Annotated in this window: 12 protein-coding genes; 2 read left to right on the top strand and 10 right to left on the bottom strand. The window is 45.2% G+C overall.

Features of this window, described 5'->3' with window-relative positions; translation table 11 throughout:
• Positions 1-64: 64 nt before the first annotated feature.
• From AB4558_RS04305 to prmB, 9 genes are all read right to left on the bottom strand, one after another.
• The gene (locus AB4558_RS04305; protein WP_017068959.1) at positions 65-1,177 is read right to left on the bottom strand and encodes an ABC transporter ATP-binding protein; all 1,113 of its coding nucleotides are present in this window, start codon (positions 1,175-1,177) and stop codon (positions 65-67) included.
• 6 nt (positions 1,178-1,183) lie between these two features.
• Positions 1,184-2,041, bottom strand: a complete 858-nt coding sequence (locus tag AB4558_RS04300; protein ID WP_009848502.1) for a carbohydrate ABC transporter permease — start codon at positions 2,039-2,041, stop codon at positions 1,184-1,186.
• Positions 2,038-2,976, bottom strand: a complete 939-nt coding sequence (locus tag AB4558_RS04295) for a carbohydrate ABC transporter permease (protein ID WP_009848503.1) — start codon at positions 2,974-2,976, stop codon at positions 2,038-2,040. The genes AB4558_RS04300 and AB4558_RS04295 overlap by 4 nt, the downstream gene beginning before the upstream one ends.
• A 181-nt stretch (positions 2,977-3,157) precedes the next feature.
• Entirely contained in the window at positions 3,158-4,405 is a 1,248-nt protein-coding gene (locus AB4558_RS04290; RefSeq protein WP_372073016.1) for an ABC transporter substrate-binding protein, read from the bottom strand.
• Between the two features lie 110 nt (positions 4,406-4,515).
• Entirely contained in the window at positions 4,516-5,961 is a 1,446-nt protein-coding gene (locus AB4558_RS04285; RefSeq protein ID WP_372073018.1) for an ATP-binding protein, read from the bottom strand.
• Between the two features lie 45 nt (positions 5,962-6,006).
• The gene (locus tag AB4558_RS04280) at positions 6,007-6,735 is read right to left on the bottom strand and encodes a response regulator (RefSeq protein WP_017060637.1); all 729 of its coding nucleotides are present in this window, start codon (positions 6,733-6,735) and stop codon (positions 6,007-6,009) included.
• A 159-nt stretch (positions 6,736-6,894) separates the two neighbouring features.
• Positions 6,895-8,352, bottom strand: coding sequence for a protein adenylyltransferase SelO (locus tag AB4558_RS04275; RefSeq protein WP_372073020.1), 1,458 nt, complete (start codon positions 8,350-8,352; stop codon positions 6,895-6,897).
• A gap of 535 nt (positions 8,353-8,887) precedes the next feature.
• Positions 8,888-9,529, bottom strand: coding sequence for a LysE family translocator (locus tag AB4558_RS04270; protein WP_017060639.1), 642 nt, complete (start codon positions 9,527-9,529; stop codon positions 8,888-8,890).
• A 253-nt stretch (positions 9,530-9,782) separates the two neighbouring features.
• Positions 9,783-10,715 carry a 50S ribosomal protein L3 N(5)-glutamine methyltransferase gene (gene prmB, locus AB4558_RS04265; protein ID WP_017060640.1) on the bottom strand — a complete coding sequence of 311 codons (933 nt, stop codon included), beginning with the start codon at positions 10,713-10,715 and terminating at the stop codon, positions 9,783-9,785.
• A gap of 62 nt (positions 10,716-10,777) precedes the next feature.
• On the opposite strand from prmB, the gene smrB reads away from it, so the two are divergent.
• On the top strand, positions 10,778-11,308 hold the full coding sequence (gene smrB / locus AB4558_RS04260; protein WP_372073022.1) for an endonuclease SmrB: 531 nt from the start codon (positions 10,778-10,780) through the stop codon (positions 11,306-11,308).
• A 111-nt stretch (positions 11,309-11,419) separates the two neighbouring features.
• On the opposite strand, the gene sixA is transcribed toward smrB, so the two are convergent.
• Complete coding sequence (gene sixA, locus AB4558_RS04255; protein ID WP_372073024.1) at positions 11,420-11,884, bottom strand: phosphohistidine phosphatase SixA; 465 nt, start codon at positions 11,882-11,884, stop codon at positions 11,420-11,422.
• A gap of 305 nt (positions 11,885-12,189) precedes the next feature.
• Between sixA and AB4558_RS04250 the strand changes: the two genes are divergently transcribed.
• Complete coding sequence (locus tag AB4558_RS04250) at positions 12,190-14,967, top strand: insulinase family protein (RefSeq protein ID WP_017064099.1); 2,778 nt, start codon at positions 12,190-12,192, stop codon at positions 14,965-14,967.
• Positions 14,968-15,034: the final 67 nt, after the last annotated feature.

Here is a 15,034-nt window from a genome sequence, read left to right as displayed (position 1 = left end):
ATTATAAGTTAGTGATACTGCCTTTGTTTAAGCTTAGACTCTCATTGAGCTACTGTCTCAAAAACTAAAAATCAATTCTCGCTTCAGTCTGAGCATCAAAGAATACCGCCTTTGATAAGTCAAAATGCAGCGGCGCCATTTGCCCAACTGACACTTCAAATTCTGGCGACAAGCGACACGCTACTTCTTGGTCGTTCACTTTCACCATCGCAATCGTATCTGGCCCTGTAGGTTCCAAGACTTCCAGCTGTAAATCTAGCTTGGTCGTTGCCGACACATCTTCACTTTCCTGCTCAGTGATGTGTTCAGGGCGCAGGCCAATCACCACTTCTTTGCCATCTTGTTCACGCATGCTTTGTGGTAATCGAATGTGGTGCTCTTGCTCAGACGTACCCGTTACTTTGATGATCGGATTCTGATCATCATCCAAATCCACCATGGTCTTAATGAAATTCATTGATGGTGAACCCATAAAGCCCGCGACAAACATATTGTTTGGCTTGGTGTAGATCTCTTGTGGCGTACCGAGTTGCTGCAGCTCTCCATCTTTCATTACCGCAATACGATCAGCCAGAGTCATCGCCTCAATCTGATCATGAGTCACGTAAACAATGGTAGTGTTGAGCTTTTGGTGCAGACGTTTAATCTGATGACGCATTTCCACACGCAGCTTGGCATCCAAGTTAGAAAGCGGCTCATCGAACAGATACAGCTTAGGACGACGCGCCAAAGCACGCCCCATCGCGACACGTTGACGCTGACCTCCAGATAGCTGTGATGGTTTACGATCAAGCAGTTGTTCGATTTGTAGCATTTCAGCGACTCGATTCACTTCTGCATCAATTTCGTCTTGTGGCATCTTGCGGATCTTCAAGCCGAAGGCGATATTGCCGCGTACCGTCATGTTTGGGTAAAGTGCGTACGACTGGAATACCATCGCGATGTCGCGGTCTTTAGGTTCAACCTGGGCCACGTCAACACCATCAATCACGATTTCACCCGAGCTAATATTTTCTAGCCCAGCAATGGTGTTCATTAGGGTGGATTTTCCACACCCCGAAGGGCCGACAAGTATCAAGAACTCCCCCGAATCGATACTGATGTCGATGCCCTTTAACGTTTCGTTGTCCGCGTTGCGATAGGTTTTACGGATCTGTTTTAAATCTAATGTTGCCATGGGTAATTATCCTTTTACTGATCCTGCCGTTAGGCCACGAACAAAATATTTTCCTGCGAAGACATACACCAACAGCGTTGGCAGCGCGGCGATGATCGCGGCAGCCATATCAACGTTGTATTCTTTAACGCCCGTGCTGGTGTTGACTAAGTTATTTAATGCTACGGTGATTGGCTGAGTCTCTGAGCCGGAATACACCACCCCGAACAAGAAATCGTTCCAGATTGCGGTGAACTGCCAGATCACCGTCACCATGATGATAGGCGTAGAGATCGGTAATAAGATCTTGAAGAAAATGGTAAAGAAGCCTGCACCATCCAGTTTTGCTGCTTTGATCAATTCATCCGGAATCGAGATGTAGAAGTTACGGAAAAACAGAGTTGTAAACGCCATGCCGTAGATAACGTGCACAATCACCAAGCCGATGGTTGTGTTCGCTAGCCCCATCTTGCCGAGCATGGTTGCCATTGGTAGTAGCACCACTTGGAACGGAATGAAGCAACCAAACAACAGTAAGCTGAAGAACAGATTCGAGCCTCGGAATTGCCATTTCGTCACTACATAACCATTGAATGCACCGAGCAATGTTGAAATCGCAACCGCAGGAATCACCATTTGGAACGAGTTCCAGAAGTAGCCTTTGATGCCTTCACATTTCACGCCCGTACAGGCGGTGTCCCACGCTTTATACCAAGCATCAAACACCCACTCTTTCGGTAAGCTCATCAAGTTACCTGCCTTAATGTCTGGCAGAGTTTTGAATGAGGTCAGCGCCATGACAAACAATGGCATTAGATACACCAAGCAGAAGAAAAGCAGTGCTGAATAAATAAAGATTCGAGCAAAATTGATGTTATTCATCATGACTTTTTCTCCCTAAGTTCAGAGTAAAGATAAGGCACGAGAATCGCTAAGATACCAGCAAGCATCATCATGGCACTGGCAGCACCAAGGCCGATTTGTCCACGCGTAAATGAGTGTGCGTACATGAATAGCGCAGGAAGATCCGATGAATAACCTGGGCCACCTGCCGTCATTGCCGTCACAAGGTCGAAACTCTTAATCGCAATGTGTGAGGTGATGATCACCGCGCTGAAAACCACAGGGCGCAAGCAAGGTAGAATGATTTTGAGATAGATAGTGGGTAAGCTTGCCCCATCAATTTGAGCGGCTTTGATGATTGAAGAATCAATGCCACGAAGGCCGGCTAAGAACATCGCCATCACGAAGCCTGACGACTGCCAAAGTGCTGCGATAACCAAGGTATACACCGACATTTCAGAGTCGACTAACCAATCGAATTTGAAGTCGGTAAAGCCCCAATCTTGCATCAGTTTTTCAATGCCAAGACCCGGATTGAGAATCCATTTCCAAGCGGTACCCGTCACGATGAATGACAAGGCCATTGGGTATAAATAAATGGTACGAATCGCGCCTTCTTGGCGGATATTTTGGTCAAGCAACACAGCCAAACCAACACCTAACAAGATAGCAATCGCCATGAATAGAAAACCAAACACACCGAGGTTGGTGATTGAGGTGATCCAGCGATCGTTATCCATCAGCTTTTCATATTGGGTTAAACCAACGAAGTTAAAGCTCGGCAGAAATCGAGAGTTGGTGAACGACAATGCGGCCGTCCAAAATATATAACCGTAGATACACACCACGGTCACTAACGCAGTTGGCGCCAGCACAATTTTAGGTAACCAATGTTGCAACCTGTCAGCAAAACTCGGTTTCGGTGCCGGCTGGCTCCTTGTTGGTTTTGGAGTCGACTCAGTCAAAACATGCTCCATAACTTATCCTTGTTGCACAATCGAGCCAATGGCTTACCTTTCGGCACCACATCAGCATCACGCATATTAGAATGGGGAGTGAAGAGCAGATAGGCTCCCTACGAGCCTACCCACCCTGGGGGTTCGATAAAGCAACACAACCCGACACTCACGTGCGTTGTGTGTCACTTATCAAGTTTGATTAGATAGCCGCTTTCACTGCTTTTGCTAACTTAGCTGCCGCTTGTTTCGGATCGGCATCTTTCTCATTGAAGAAATTGGTCACTACGTCATAGATAGCGCCTTGAGCGTAGCTTGTTGTCGCTAGGCCGTGAGCCATACTCGGAACAAGATCGCCCGATTCAGCACTTGCTTTGAAGGTTGCCATTGAGTCCAACGCACATTGGTCAAACTTAGACATATCCATATCTAGACGTACAGGGATAGAACCTTTGTTAAGGTTAAAGACTTCTTGGAAATCTTTGGTAAGAATGGTTTTCGCTAGGTCTTGCTGCGCTTTTTGGTTCTCTTTGTCACTTAACTCAAAGAACGCAAAGCTATCGATATTGAAGGTAAATTGGCCGTCAGTACCTGGAGCTGGTGCACAGATGTAATCTTTACCCGGCACTTTACCTGCCGCAGTAAATTCACCTTTCGCCCAGTCACCCATGATTTGCATCGCGGCTTCGCCATTGATAACCATTGACGTTGATACGTTCCAATCACGACCGGGAGAGTTGCTGTCGATGTAGTCACGCATCTTTTTGAACTTGGTGAAGACTTCCACCATCTTGTCGCCAGATAACACATCCATATCAAGATCAACGAACGCTTTGTTGTAATCTTCACTGCCTAATACATCAAGTGCTACTGCTTCGAATACCGTCGCGTCTTGCCAAGGCTGGCCACCATGAGCCAGTGGAATGAAGCCAGCCGCTTTAATCTTGTCTGCAGCAACAAAGAACTCATCTAACGTAGTTGGAACCGTAACGCCTGACTTTTCTAAAACAACAGGGTTAGCCCAAAGCCAGTTAACACGGTGAACGTTAACAGGAACCGCGACATATTCACCATCCCACTTCATCACTTTAGTCACTACTTCTGGTAGTAGTTCATCCCACTGTTCTTGTTTCGCTGTTGCATCGAGAGACGTTAGAAAACCTAAACCACCCCACTCCTGAATATCATGACCTTTGATCTGCGCTGCAGATGGTGGGTTGCCTGATACTGCTCGCGTTTTTAAAACGGTCATCGCACTTTCACCGCCGCCACCAGCCACTGCAAAGTCTTTCCAAGTATGGCCTTGTTCTTCAATCATCTCTTTCAGTACCGCAGCGGATTTCGCTTCGCCACCGGCAGTCCACCAGTGAAGCACTTCCACTTCACCAGCTTGAGAAAATGTTGAGGCAGCAAGAAGAGATAGAGTAAGTAGGGTTTTATTGATTTTCATTATAATCTTCCATGTTTAGCGGACTCGACGTCCGGTTCAATAAAGAGTCTACTTATTTTGATTTTTAGGATTGAAACAAAAGGTAAGACTTATGTAACACAATTGTTACATTATACTTCTAAGCCTCTTGGTATATAGACTTTGGCTTCTAGGCCACCATGAGAGGAGTTGCGAATAATGAGATCTCCGCCGTGTCCATGCAGAATGTTTCGACAGATCCCGAGGCCAAGTCCGTGTCCTTGGTCATCGGTTGCGAGCCTAAAGTAGGGTTCGAAAACCAACTCTAACTTGTCTTCAGGGATACCCTTACCGTGATCTTGAATCGTCACAACCACCCATACAGAATCACTACCGATATCTACCTCAGCTGATTTCCCATATTTCACCGCATTATCTATGAGGTTGGTCAGCACACGTTTTATGGCTAATGGTTTGGCGACTAACGGTTCAACCACGGACGGCTCAAACTCAACTAAGGTTTGATGTTGGTTGTGCAGTTCAATTACAGAGAGCATCATCTCGTTGAGATCGATAATGGCATTGTTTTCATGAAGGTCTGTGTCTCTCACAGCCTGAAGAGCACCTTTAACCATCATCTCAAGCTCATCAAGATCTTTATTGAATTTGTCTTTCTTTACTTCACTTTCCAACAATTCTGCCCGTAACCTGAGTCGGGTGATAGGTGTCTTTAAGTCATGAGAAATAGCAGAGAAAAGATGTTCACGGTCGGCAACATAGCGACGAATCCGTTGCTGCATGCGATTAAAAGCTCGGGTCGCGGTGACCAGTTCTGTTGCCCCTTCTTCGTTAAGCGGAGGCTGCTGAATATCCATACTCATTTCATTAGCCGCTCTTGCTAACTTTTTGAGAGGACGCACTTGGCGACGAATCATAAAATAGGTAAGTACAAGCAGAATGAGCGTTGAAGATACTAAGAAAATCACCTGTTCCCGACCGAGAATTGTATCGTCGAGCTTTACATAAGGCGCAGGCAACAACGCCGCAATATAGACCCATTCATGGCTCTTTAATTCTATTTGGACAACCAGAATAGGAGGATTGAGAGGTTCTAACGTTAGAGTATGATGTGCCCACGATCGCGGGAGGTCGCTTAAATAGATATCATTTTTAAGCAAACGAAGATGCTCAGGTCGCGAAAAGTCGACCCTTACCGATTCGACTTTATTGAGCTTGCTACTTAAAACACTTTCTATCGCTTCTATCGATGCGGTTTTTAAGCGGGTGTCAGGGATAGGCTCAACAATCAAAGCCTCTTTATTGAAAGAAACGAAGAAGCGCGTACCGCCCATATTGCGGATTTGATCCAACACGATATGGCGATATTTAACGGGCAGAGACTGGAAGAAAGTCACCGTCGAGGCAAACATATTGGCCATGCTTGAAGAGGCAGAACGAATCCCCTCCAGTTCTTTGTGTTTGGATTCGCTATACCAAATAGACGTTGCGATACCTTGAGCTATCACCACAGCTAACAAGGTCAGTAACAATGTTCTGGCAACCAAAGAGTTTGGCTTTAACCGACTCAACCCGTTCATAGGAAATACTTCATTGCCGAGGTGCTCATTAACATCACTTGATTATCAGTGTTCATACTGAACAGGCACAGCGAGGATATAGCCATTACCGCGCATGGTTTTGATGTAGTGAGGATACTTGCCACTGTCGCCCAATCGGCTTCTCAGACGACTAAGCTGCACATCAATGCCTCGCTCAAAAGGCAACGCTTCACGGCCTCTGGTCGCGAATGAGATAGTGTCACGGTCGAGAACTTCGTTAGGGCGAGTTAAGAACAACATCAACAGAGAAAAATCACTGCCCGACAAATCCATCTCTTCCGAGTTTTCATTGTGGGAAATTCGATGCGCTAACGTATCAAGCGTCCAATCACCAAAAACAATCTGTTTTGGCAATGCATCACTTGTCTTGTCATCCACCACTTGAACGCGGCGCAACAACGCTTTGATACGCGCCATTAACTGACGAGGGCTAAACGGCTTGGCAATGTAATCATCAGCACCAATTTCTAAGCCGATAATTTGGTCGGTTTCATCCGATACGGCAGTCAGCATGATGATAGGCACATTCGATTGCTTACGGACGCGTTGACACAAGGTAAAACCATCGTCACCGGGTAGCATCACATCAAGCAGAATCAGATCTGGATAACCTTGGTTTTGCAGATGAGCTTCTAGTTCAACACCGTCTCCCACAGAAGAAACATCGAAACCAGATTTTGTGAGGTACTCTTCCAGCAGCTCGCGGATTTCTTGATCATCATCCACCACGAGAATTCGAGTATTTGTTGGCATCGCCCAAACCTATTAAATTTACAACTTATTCACATAGTGTATAGGCTGGCCGATTGTTTGATTATTGACATGTTTGTAAAGTTAGAAGAACAAACAGATAAAGATCACAACTTAGTGACCTCTATCTGAATCTTAACGGCTTAATCCGCTATTAGTTGATTATGACGAGCAGCTTATCTCCATGGCTTTGCCCCACTCAGGAGGTAGAGCCGCTAGATGTTCATAGTCCGGATGTTCCGCATAAGGGTTTGCAAGCACCACCATCAAAGCGTCAATGTCGCTACTATCACCGCGCTCAGCTTTATCGATAGCTAGTTGAGCTAGATAGTTTCTGAGAATGTATTTCGGGTTTACCTGTCGCATGTTTTCGCAGCGCTTTACCACTGAACTCTCTTCTAATTCGCAGCGCTGTAAATAGTTATCTACCCATAGCTTCGCGGCCTCGCGATCGATAACCAAATCAATCACTTCTTGCGGCTGCAAGGTATCCAAATTCGACAACGTTCTAAAAAATCTTGGGTAGTCGACTTTGTTTTGCGACATCAGCTCGAACATAGATTCAAACAAACGACTGTCACCTTCTTGTTTCGAAAGTAGCCCCAACTTACGACGCATCATCTGACTAAAGTAACCGTTCATTTGCGGTTCGTACTGCTCTAAAGCCGCCTCTAAGTCGGCCTTATCCACCAGCGGAGAAAGTGAGTGAGCCAGTGCCGACAGGTTCCAAAGCCCTATTCTTGGCTGCTGGTTAAAAGCATAACGACCTTGGTAATCCGAGTGATTACAGATCAATCTTGGGTCATATTCATCAAGAAACGCGAACGGACCATAATCGAAAGTTTGCCCGATGATCGACATGTTATCGGTGTTCATCACGCCATGAGCAAAACCATTCGCTTGCCACAACGCAATCATCTCCGCGGTACGGTCAACAATCTGATTAAACATAGCAGCGTAGGGTTTCTCTTCATCGAGACACTCAGGGAAGTGCCATTCAATGACTTTATCGGCCAGCAACTTATGCTCAGCCAACTGATTGGTATAAAACAGATGTTCAAAGTGACCGAAACGGATGTGTGATTCGGCAGCACGCACCAACAATGCGCCCCACTCTTGCTTCTCTCGATATACCGGTGTGTCGCTGGTCATCATAGCCAACGCGCGAGTGGTTGGGATATTGAGCCCTGCCATCGCTTCGCTACATAAGTACTCACGAACGGTTGATCGAATAACAGCGCGTCCATCGCCCATACGTGAATAGGGCGTTTTACCGGCACCTTTAAGGTGTAAATCGAACGTTTCGCCACTTTTCGCGACAATTTGAGCTAATAACAGCCCTCTTCCATCACCTAAATCCGGGTTATAAGAACCAAACTGGTGGCCTGCGTATTTCATTGCTACAGGCGAAAACTGCTCAGGTTCAACATTGCCAGATAACGTTTCAAGCAATTCCTCGGAAGCATCATCAAATGACAAAAAACCGAGTTCATCCGCAAGCTTATGGTTCCATGCGAGCCATTGGACATTGCTGAGCGGTGTAGGTTGAATTGGGGTATAGAACAGTCGAGGTAATGCAGTAAATCGATTGTTAAATGAAATAGAATCCCAGACAGACATGAGAGATACACTGTAGATAAAAGATAACTTAAGATTATCACAGTTTCGTAACAACTTCAGAAGTGCGATGGCGCTTGTTTATAGAGGTAAAGTGATAAACCATTCCACAGGAAGAAAGTGGTGACTAGGAGTAAATTACTGGGGGATGCTTGCTAGAAGAAGATGACTAAGAAAAAGTTAAGTGGCTAGCCTGATGAGAAAAGCCACATTTATAAGAGAAAGAGTTCTGACTTTGAAGACTTTTTAACAAGTGATTTCATAATAAAAACTAAAACTATAGAGCCATGAAGCTGACTACATTAGAGCAAGAATACCCACTAGAGAAAGGGTAGAGAAAATCCAAGTACGACTGATTACGCCAAAGTTACTGTGTTGAATCATTTCTTGATGCTGCATATGTCTCTCCTTGAGAACGTGATGGTGTAACTACAATATATCGGCTTTTCGCCAAAAGCAGCAAGCACATTAATATTAACCTTTTATGACAGCATCAAGAATATTCTGTAATCATTCACCTCTCTGATAAAACAGAAAGTTATGCTCGACTGGTCGTCGAAAGCAGTGCGCCAGCCCCAATAAAGACACCTCCAGTGACACGATTAAAGACCTTGGCTCGACCTTTCGCAAACAACCAATTTGACGACTTCGCCCCCAAGTAGGCATACACCAATAACCAAGACAATTCCATCACTGCGAAGGTAAAAGCAAACACGGTAAACTGTGGTAATAGCGCAATTGAGGGATCAATAAACTGTGGGAAAAGTGCAGTAAAAAACAAGATAGCTTTGGGGTTACTCGCGCCAACAATAAAGCCACTTAAGTAATGCTGCGCAGCGCTTTCTTTGACAGATTGAGCACCGCCTTGTTGATCCGATAACTTGTCATAATCTTGTTGGCTAGAGCGCAGAGACTTCCAACCGAGGAAGATCAGATAAGCTGCACCAGTCCATTTTATGACATTAAATACCACTTCAGACGAAGCAATAATTACCCCTAGCCCGGTAAACGATAAAGTTAAAATACCAGTAATCGCAGTTAAGCTCCCCAAGGCAGTAAATATCGATAATTTAAAGCCAGATTGCACACCTTTGGTCATGCACAATAAAGAACTTGGGCCTGGTGATGCCGTTAAAATTAGCACCGCTAATAAATAATAAATCCATGTATCAAAGCTCATCGTGAATCCTCCTTAACTCACTAAAACGACTAAATATTAAACACCAATATGTAATAAGCCCTCATATTAATCAACTAAATATTGCGCTTAACGTCTTCGATATAAATGCAAACATCTTTAATCTAGGCAATAAAAAACGCCATGCATTGCTGCATGGCGTTTAAATAAAAACGTTTCAAATCGAACGTCTTACTAGATGTCAGGTTCTAAGCTTACAGCCCTAAGATAGGGGCACTAACCTAATAATTGAAACCTAGTCTTTGTAGATAGAGAACTCATCAGCGCAAGCAACAAGCTGCTCACGAGTGATCATGAATACGCCATGACCACCGTTAGAGAATTCAATCCAAGTGAATGGAATCTCTGGGTACTGATCCATCATATGAACCATTGAGTTACCAACTTCACAGATAAGAATACCGTCGTCAGTTAGGTAGTCTGGTGCATTAGCTAAGATGCGACGAACCAATTTCAGACCGTCTGTACCCGCTGCTAGGCCAAGTTCTGGCTCGTGAGTAAACTCATCTGGCAGGCTGTTCATATCTTCTTCGTCCACGTAAGGTGGGTTAGATACGATCAGGTTGTATTTCTCTTTTGGCAAATCACGGAAAAGATCTGAACGGATTGGGAACACTTGCTGCTCCATGCCGTGATCTTGAACGTTCTGCTCTGCAACTTGCAATGCGTCAGTAGAGATATCAATCGCATCTACTTCAGCGTCTGGGAATGCGTGAGCACAAGCAATAGCGATACAACCACTACCCGTACACATATCCATGATGCGAGTTGGCTCTTCAGTTAACCAAGGTTGGAATTGAGCTTCGATCAGCTCACCAATTGGAGAACGAGGCACAAGAACGCGCTCATCAACGAAGAACTCAAGACCACAGAACCAAGCTTTGTTGGTTAGGTAAGCCGTTGGTGTACGATCATTAATACGCTTGATTACGCGCTCAACAATACGTAGACGTTCGCTGCTCGTTAGACGAGAGTTCATCACATGCGAAGGAACATCAATCGGCAGATAAAGAGTAGGTAAGATAAGTTGTACTGCCTCATCCCACGCGTTATCAGTGCCGTGACCATAAAATAGGCCCGCTGCGTTAAAGCGGCTAACAGTCCAACGAATCACATCTTGAAGCGTGTGTAGTTCTGATACCGCTTCTTCTACAAAAATCTTATCCAAAATTGTCTCCGAAAAGCGCTACAATACTGCTAATTACGTTTCTAATTAGAATTCATAACCTGATGAGCAAAAAAGACACCGACTTCGATGACGATTTCGCCCTGTTCAACGATGCAGTAAAGGGCGTTAAAAAGTTGCAACAGGATACCATAGTCCAGCAGCCAAAAAGAAATGCCAAGCAAAAAGAAATTACTCGAACGGCAAGACAAGCCAGTGATAGCGAGTTTTATTTCTCGGATGAGTTCATTCCGCATCTTAGCGAAGACGGTCCGACGCGTTATGCGCGTGATGATGTCTCTAAATATGAGGTCAAGCGCCTCCGTCGTGGTGTCTACGTGCCTGACGTGTATCTCGATATGCATGGTATGACTCAACAAGAAGCCAAACGTGAGCTTGGCGCGATGATTGCGCAATGCGTGAAAGAGAGCGTGGCGTGTGCCTGTGTTCAACACGGTATCGGTAAACACATCCTTAAACAGAAGGTGCCTTTGTGGTTAGCACAGCACCCAGACGTGATGGCTTTCCACCAAGCACCGTTAGAGTTTGGCGGCAATGGCGCGCTGTTAGTCTTGCTTTCGGTTCCTGAGAAGTAATTCTGGTTAACAAACTCTCTCTCACCAAAAAACAACAAAGGGCATCCCAATCATATTGAGATGCCCTTTCTAATTGTCTGCAACTTTGTCATCAAACAGAGCTCAACGAGCTTATGGATTGATGTTCCAAAGCAACTCACCTTTTTGTGTCTCAAGGTTGAAGTCGATACACGCTAGGCCCGAAGTGGGAAACATAGGCGGCGCCATGCCTGTTGCAAACTCTGCAGTTAGGTAGCCAACTAGAGGTAAATGAGAAACAAATAAAATGGTCTCTAGTTTTTCTACTTCAGCCATTGCTAAGGTCAAATCAAACACATCGTCGGACATTCCATAAGGCGTAATATCATCACAGGTTTCTACTTTCTTTCCAGAAAACGCCTGAGAGATCTCTAACCACGTTTCTTGTGCCCTTAAATATGGGCTCACCAGCACTTTATCGAATTGACTAATCCCCTGCTCATTTGCAGCTTGTGCCACGGCAAGAGAAGCCATTTTCCCGCGCTTGGTCAACGCTCTTTCTACATCCGAGTTGGCAAAATGTTCTGCTTCACCGTGGCGCATAATGAATATTTTCATGTTCAATCCTGTCTTCGTAACATGTCGAAAGTCGATATATCCCATATATCAGCGAAACGCTACTTAGGTTTGGCTCTCAATCCAGAGAAACCGCAGTCAATATAAATAATTATATCAAGTCACTTGCCAAAGAGTTCGACTTTCTTAACAATCTTGTTAAAAGAAAATAAATTACTGATAAAAATCGATAAAAGTGATTTAGAAATCGCCAAAAAGCACTTCATATCCCAAAATATGATCACAAGGTTTGCACGCCGAATCATCGGGTACATAATTTAAAAACCACCTTCTCTGGAGATGCTCCTGTGCACTTAAGCCCAAATGATGAACATCAATACCGCTACATAACCTTAAATAACGGGTTACGTGTACTGTTAGTTCAGGATCAAAATGCTCAAAAAGCAGCAGCCGCATTAGCCGTCAATGTGGGGCATTTTGATGACCCTACAGACCGAGAGGGTTTAGCTCACTACTTAGAGCATATGCTATTTTTGGGAACTGAAAAGTATCCAAAGGTCGGAGAGTTCCAAAGTTTTATCAGCCAGCATGGCGGTAGCAACAACGCTTGGACAGGAACAGAGCACACCTGCTTCTTTTTTGACGTTGAATTGAATGCCTTTGAAACCGCACTCGATCGCTTCAGCCAATTTTTTACCGCTCCCCTTTTCAACGAAGAAGCGTTAGACAAAGAACGCCAAGCCGTTGACTCCGAATACAAGATGAAACTCAACGACGACTCACGACGCTTGTACCAAGTTACCAAAGAACTGGTGAATCACAATCACCCATTCTCGAAGTTTTCTGTCGGTAATATCGATACGTTGGGTGACAGAAACGGCGAGACGATTCGACAAGAGATCTTGGCTTTCCACCAGCAACAATACTCTGCTGACTTGATGACACTGACACTGTCTGGCAATCAGTCGTTAGATGAGATGCAAAGCTGGGTTGAGGATCGCTTTAGCTCAATCACCAATCACAACCTACAAGGCAAAAAGGTTGAAGTTCCGATTGTCGGCGAGTTAAGTACGGGTGTACAAGTCCGCGTTGAGCCGATTAAAGAAGTGCGCAAACTGATCTTAACCTTCCCGATGCCAAGCATGGACGAACACTACGGCGTTAAGCCTTTGTCGTTCTTTGCCCACCTTTTAGGTTACGAAGGTGAAGGCAGTTTGATGATGCAACTCAAAGAGAAAGGCTGGATAACATCTCTCTCTGCAGGTGGTGGCGCGAGTGGCAGTAACTACCGTGATTTCACAGTCAGTTGCTCATTGACCATAGAAGGTTTAACCAAAACCGATAACATCATCCAAGCGATATTTCAGTACATCAAGTTAGTCGAACAACAAGGCATAGAAGAGTGGCGCTACCTAGAAAAACGCGCCGTTTTAGAGTCTGCTTTCCGCTTTCAAGAGCCAGCAAGACCGCTTGATGTCGTCAGCCACCTCGTCATCAACATGCAGCACTACCAAGAGCAAGATGTGGTGTATGGCGATTACAAAATGTCGCATTTCGATGACGAATTACAGCGTTCTTTGCTGCCTTACTTAACCGTAGACAACATGCGAGCGACCATTGTTGCTCAGGGATTCGAGTATGACAGGGAAGCGAAGTGGTACTTTACTCCCTACTCGGTCACACCTTTTAGCGCTGAACAAGTTCAATGCTTTACGTGCATTAACCCCGGTTGGCAGTTTGAACTCCCAAGCAAAAACCCGTTTATTTGCTACGATCTAGACCCGACTGAACTGGAAGGTGACGCTAAGTTCCCACAACTGTTAGAAGAGCTCGACGGCTTTAAGCTGTGGCACCTGCAAGACCATCAATTTCGAGTTCCTAAAGGTGTGGTGTATGTCGCTATCGATAGCCCGCACTCAGTTGCTAGCCCAAGAAATATCGTTAAAACACGCTTGTGCGTAGAGATGTTCTTAGACTCACTCGAAAAAGATACGTATCAGGCTGAAATCGCCGGAATGGGCTACAACATGTACACCCATCAGGGCGGTGTAACGCTCACTCTGTCCGGGTTTAGCGAGAAACAGCCACAACTGCTCAATATGATTCTTGAACGTTTCCAAGCACGCGACTTTAGTCCAACACGCTTCGAAACCATCAAACATCAATTGCTCAGAAACTGGAACAACGCGTCGCAAGATCGCCCTATTTCGCAGTTGTTTAATGCAATGACTGGGATACTTCAACCAAATAACCCGCCCTATTCCGTGTTAATTGAAGCCTTAGAAACGATAGAGGTCGATGAGCTCTCCTCTTTTGTTCAAGCAATCTTGGCGGAACTTCATGTTGAGATGTTTGTGTATGGCGACTGGAAAAAAGCCGATGCACACAAGATGGCTGAAACGCTAAAAGATGCACTGCGTGTTCAAGATCAGGCTTACGAAGAATCACTGCGTCCGCTCATCATGCTCGGTGAAAATGGCAGCTTCCAACGTGAAGTGGTGTGTAACCAAGATGATTCGGCCATCGTGGTTTATTACCAATGTCCTGATATTTCTCCTAAAAACATCGCGCTGTATTCACTGGCAAACCATTTGATGTCGGCCACTTTCTTCCATGAGATACGAACCAAGCAGCAGCTAGGTTACATGGTCGGTACCGGCAATATGCCACTAAACCGACACCCAGGTATTGTGTTGTACGTGCAATCACCAAATGCAGCCCCTGCTGACTTGTTAGCCTCAATAGATGAGTTCCTCAATGCCTTTTATATGGTGTTGTTGGAGCTTAATGACTACCAATGGCACAGCAGTAAACGCGGTCTCTGGAATCAGATTTCGACACCAGATACGACTTTGCGAGGACGAGCTCAGCGCTTATGGGTTGCGATAGGCAATAAGGATGTTGAGTTCAACCAGAGAGAGCGCGTATTAGAAGACCTTAAGGGGTTAACTCGCTCTGACATGATGCGTTTTGTGGTTAGCCAGCTAAAACCACGCACGGCAAATCGCCTGATTATGCATGCTCACGGTAATGCTCATAATGAGGAAGAGAAGCTGTCAGCAGGTGTTGAAATTGGCTCTATTGATGAGTTTCAGTTACGCCCGAAAGATACTGAGCTAGGCTGATAAAGCTGGAATGAAAATCATAAGGTTGATGTGAAAGCATCAACCTTTTTTATTGGATGCAGTCCAA

The sequence above is a fragment of the Vibrio sp. 10N.222.51.C5 genome, from assembly GCF_041474575.1.
In the GTDB taxonomy this organism is placed as follows: Bacteria; Pseudomonadota; Gammaproteobacteria; order Enterobacterales; family Vibrionaceae; genus Vibrio; species Vibrio crassostreae_C.
This window is presented reverse-complemented; position numbering and strand designations above follow the sequence as displayed.

What these genes read in the sequence shown, in the direction of transcription:
- AB4558_RS04305 (WP_017068959.1), bottom strand. Translation starts at nt 1,177, where the DNA reads ATGGCAACATTAGATTTAAAACAGATCCGTAAAACCTATCGCAACGCG.
- AB4558_RS04300 (WP_009848502.1), bottom strand. Translation starts at nt 2,041, where the DNA reads ATGATGAATAACATCAATTTTGCTCGAATCTTTATTTATTCAGCACTG.
- AB4558_RS04295 (WP_009848503.1), bottom strand. Translation starts at nt 2,976, where the DNA reads ATGGAGCATGTTTTGACTGAGTCGACTCCAAAACCAACAAGGAGCCAG.
- AB4558_RS04290 (WP_372073016.1), bottom strand. Translation starts at nt 4,405, where the DNA reads ATGAAAATCAATAAAACCCTACTTACTCTATCTCTTCTTGCTGCCTCA.
- AB4558_RS04285 (WP_372073018.1), bottom strand. Translation starts at nt 5,961, where the DNA reads ATGAACGGGTTGAGTCGGTTAAAGCCAAACTCTTTGGTTGCCAGAACA.
- AB4558_RS04280 (WP_017060637.1), bottom strand. Translation starts at nt 6,735, where the DNA reads ATGCCAACAAATACTCGAATTCTCGTGGTGGATGATGATCAAGAAATC.
- AB4558_RS04275 (WP_372073020.1), bottom strand. Translation starts at nt 8,352, where the DNA reads ATGTCTGTCTGGGATTCTATTTCATTTAACAATCGATTTACTGCATTA.
- AB4558_RS04270 (WP_017060639.1), bottom strand. Translation starts at nt 9,529, where the DNA reads ATGAGCTTTGATACATGGATTTATTATTTATTAGCGGTGCTAATTTTA.
- smrB (WP_372073022.1), top strand. Translation starts at nt 10,778, where the DNA reads ATGAGCAAAAAAGACACCGACTTCGATGACGATTTCGCCCTGTTCAAC.
- sixA (WP_372073024.1), bottom strand. Translation starts at nt 11,884, where the DNA reads ATGAAAATATTCATTATGCGCCACGGTGAAGCAGAACATTTTGCCAAC.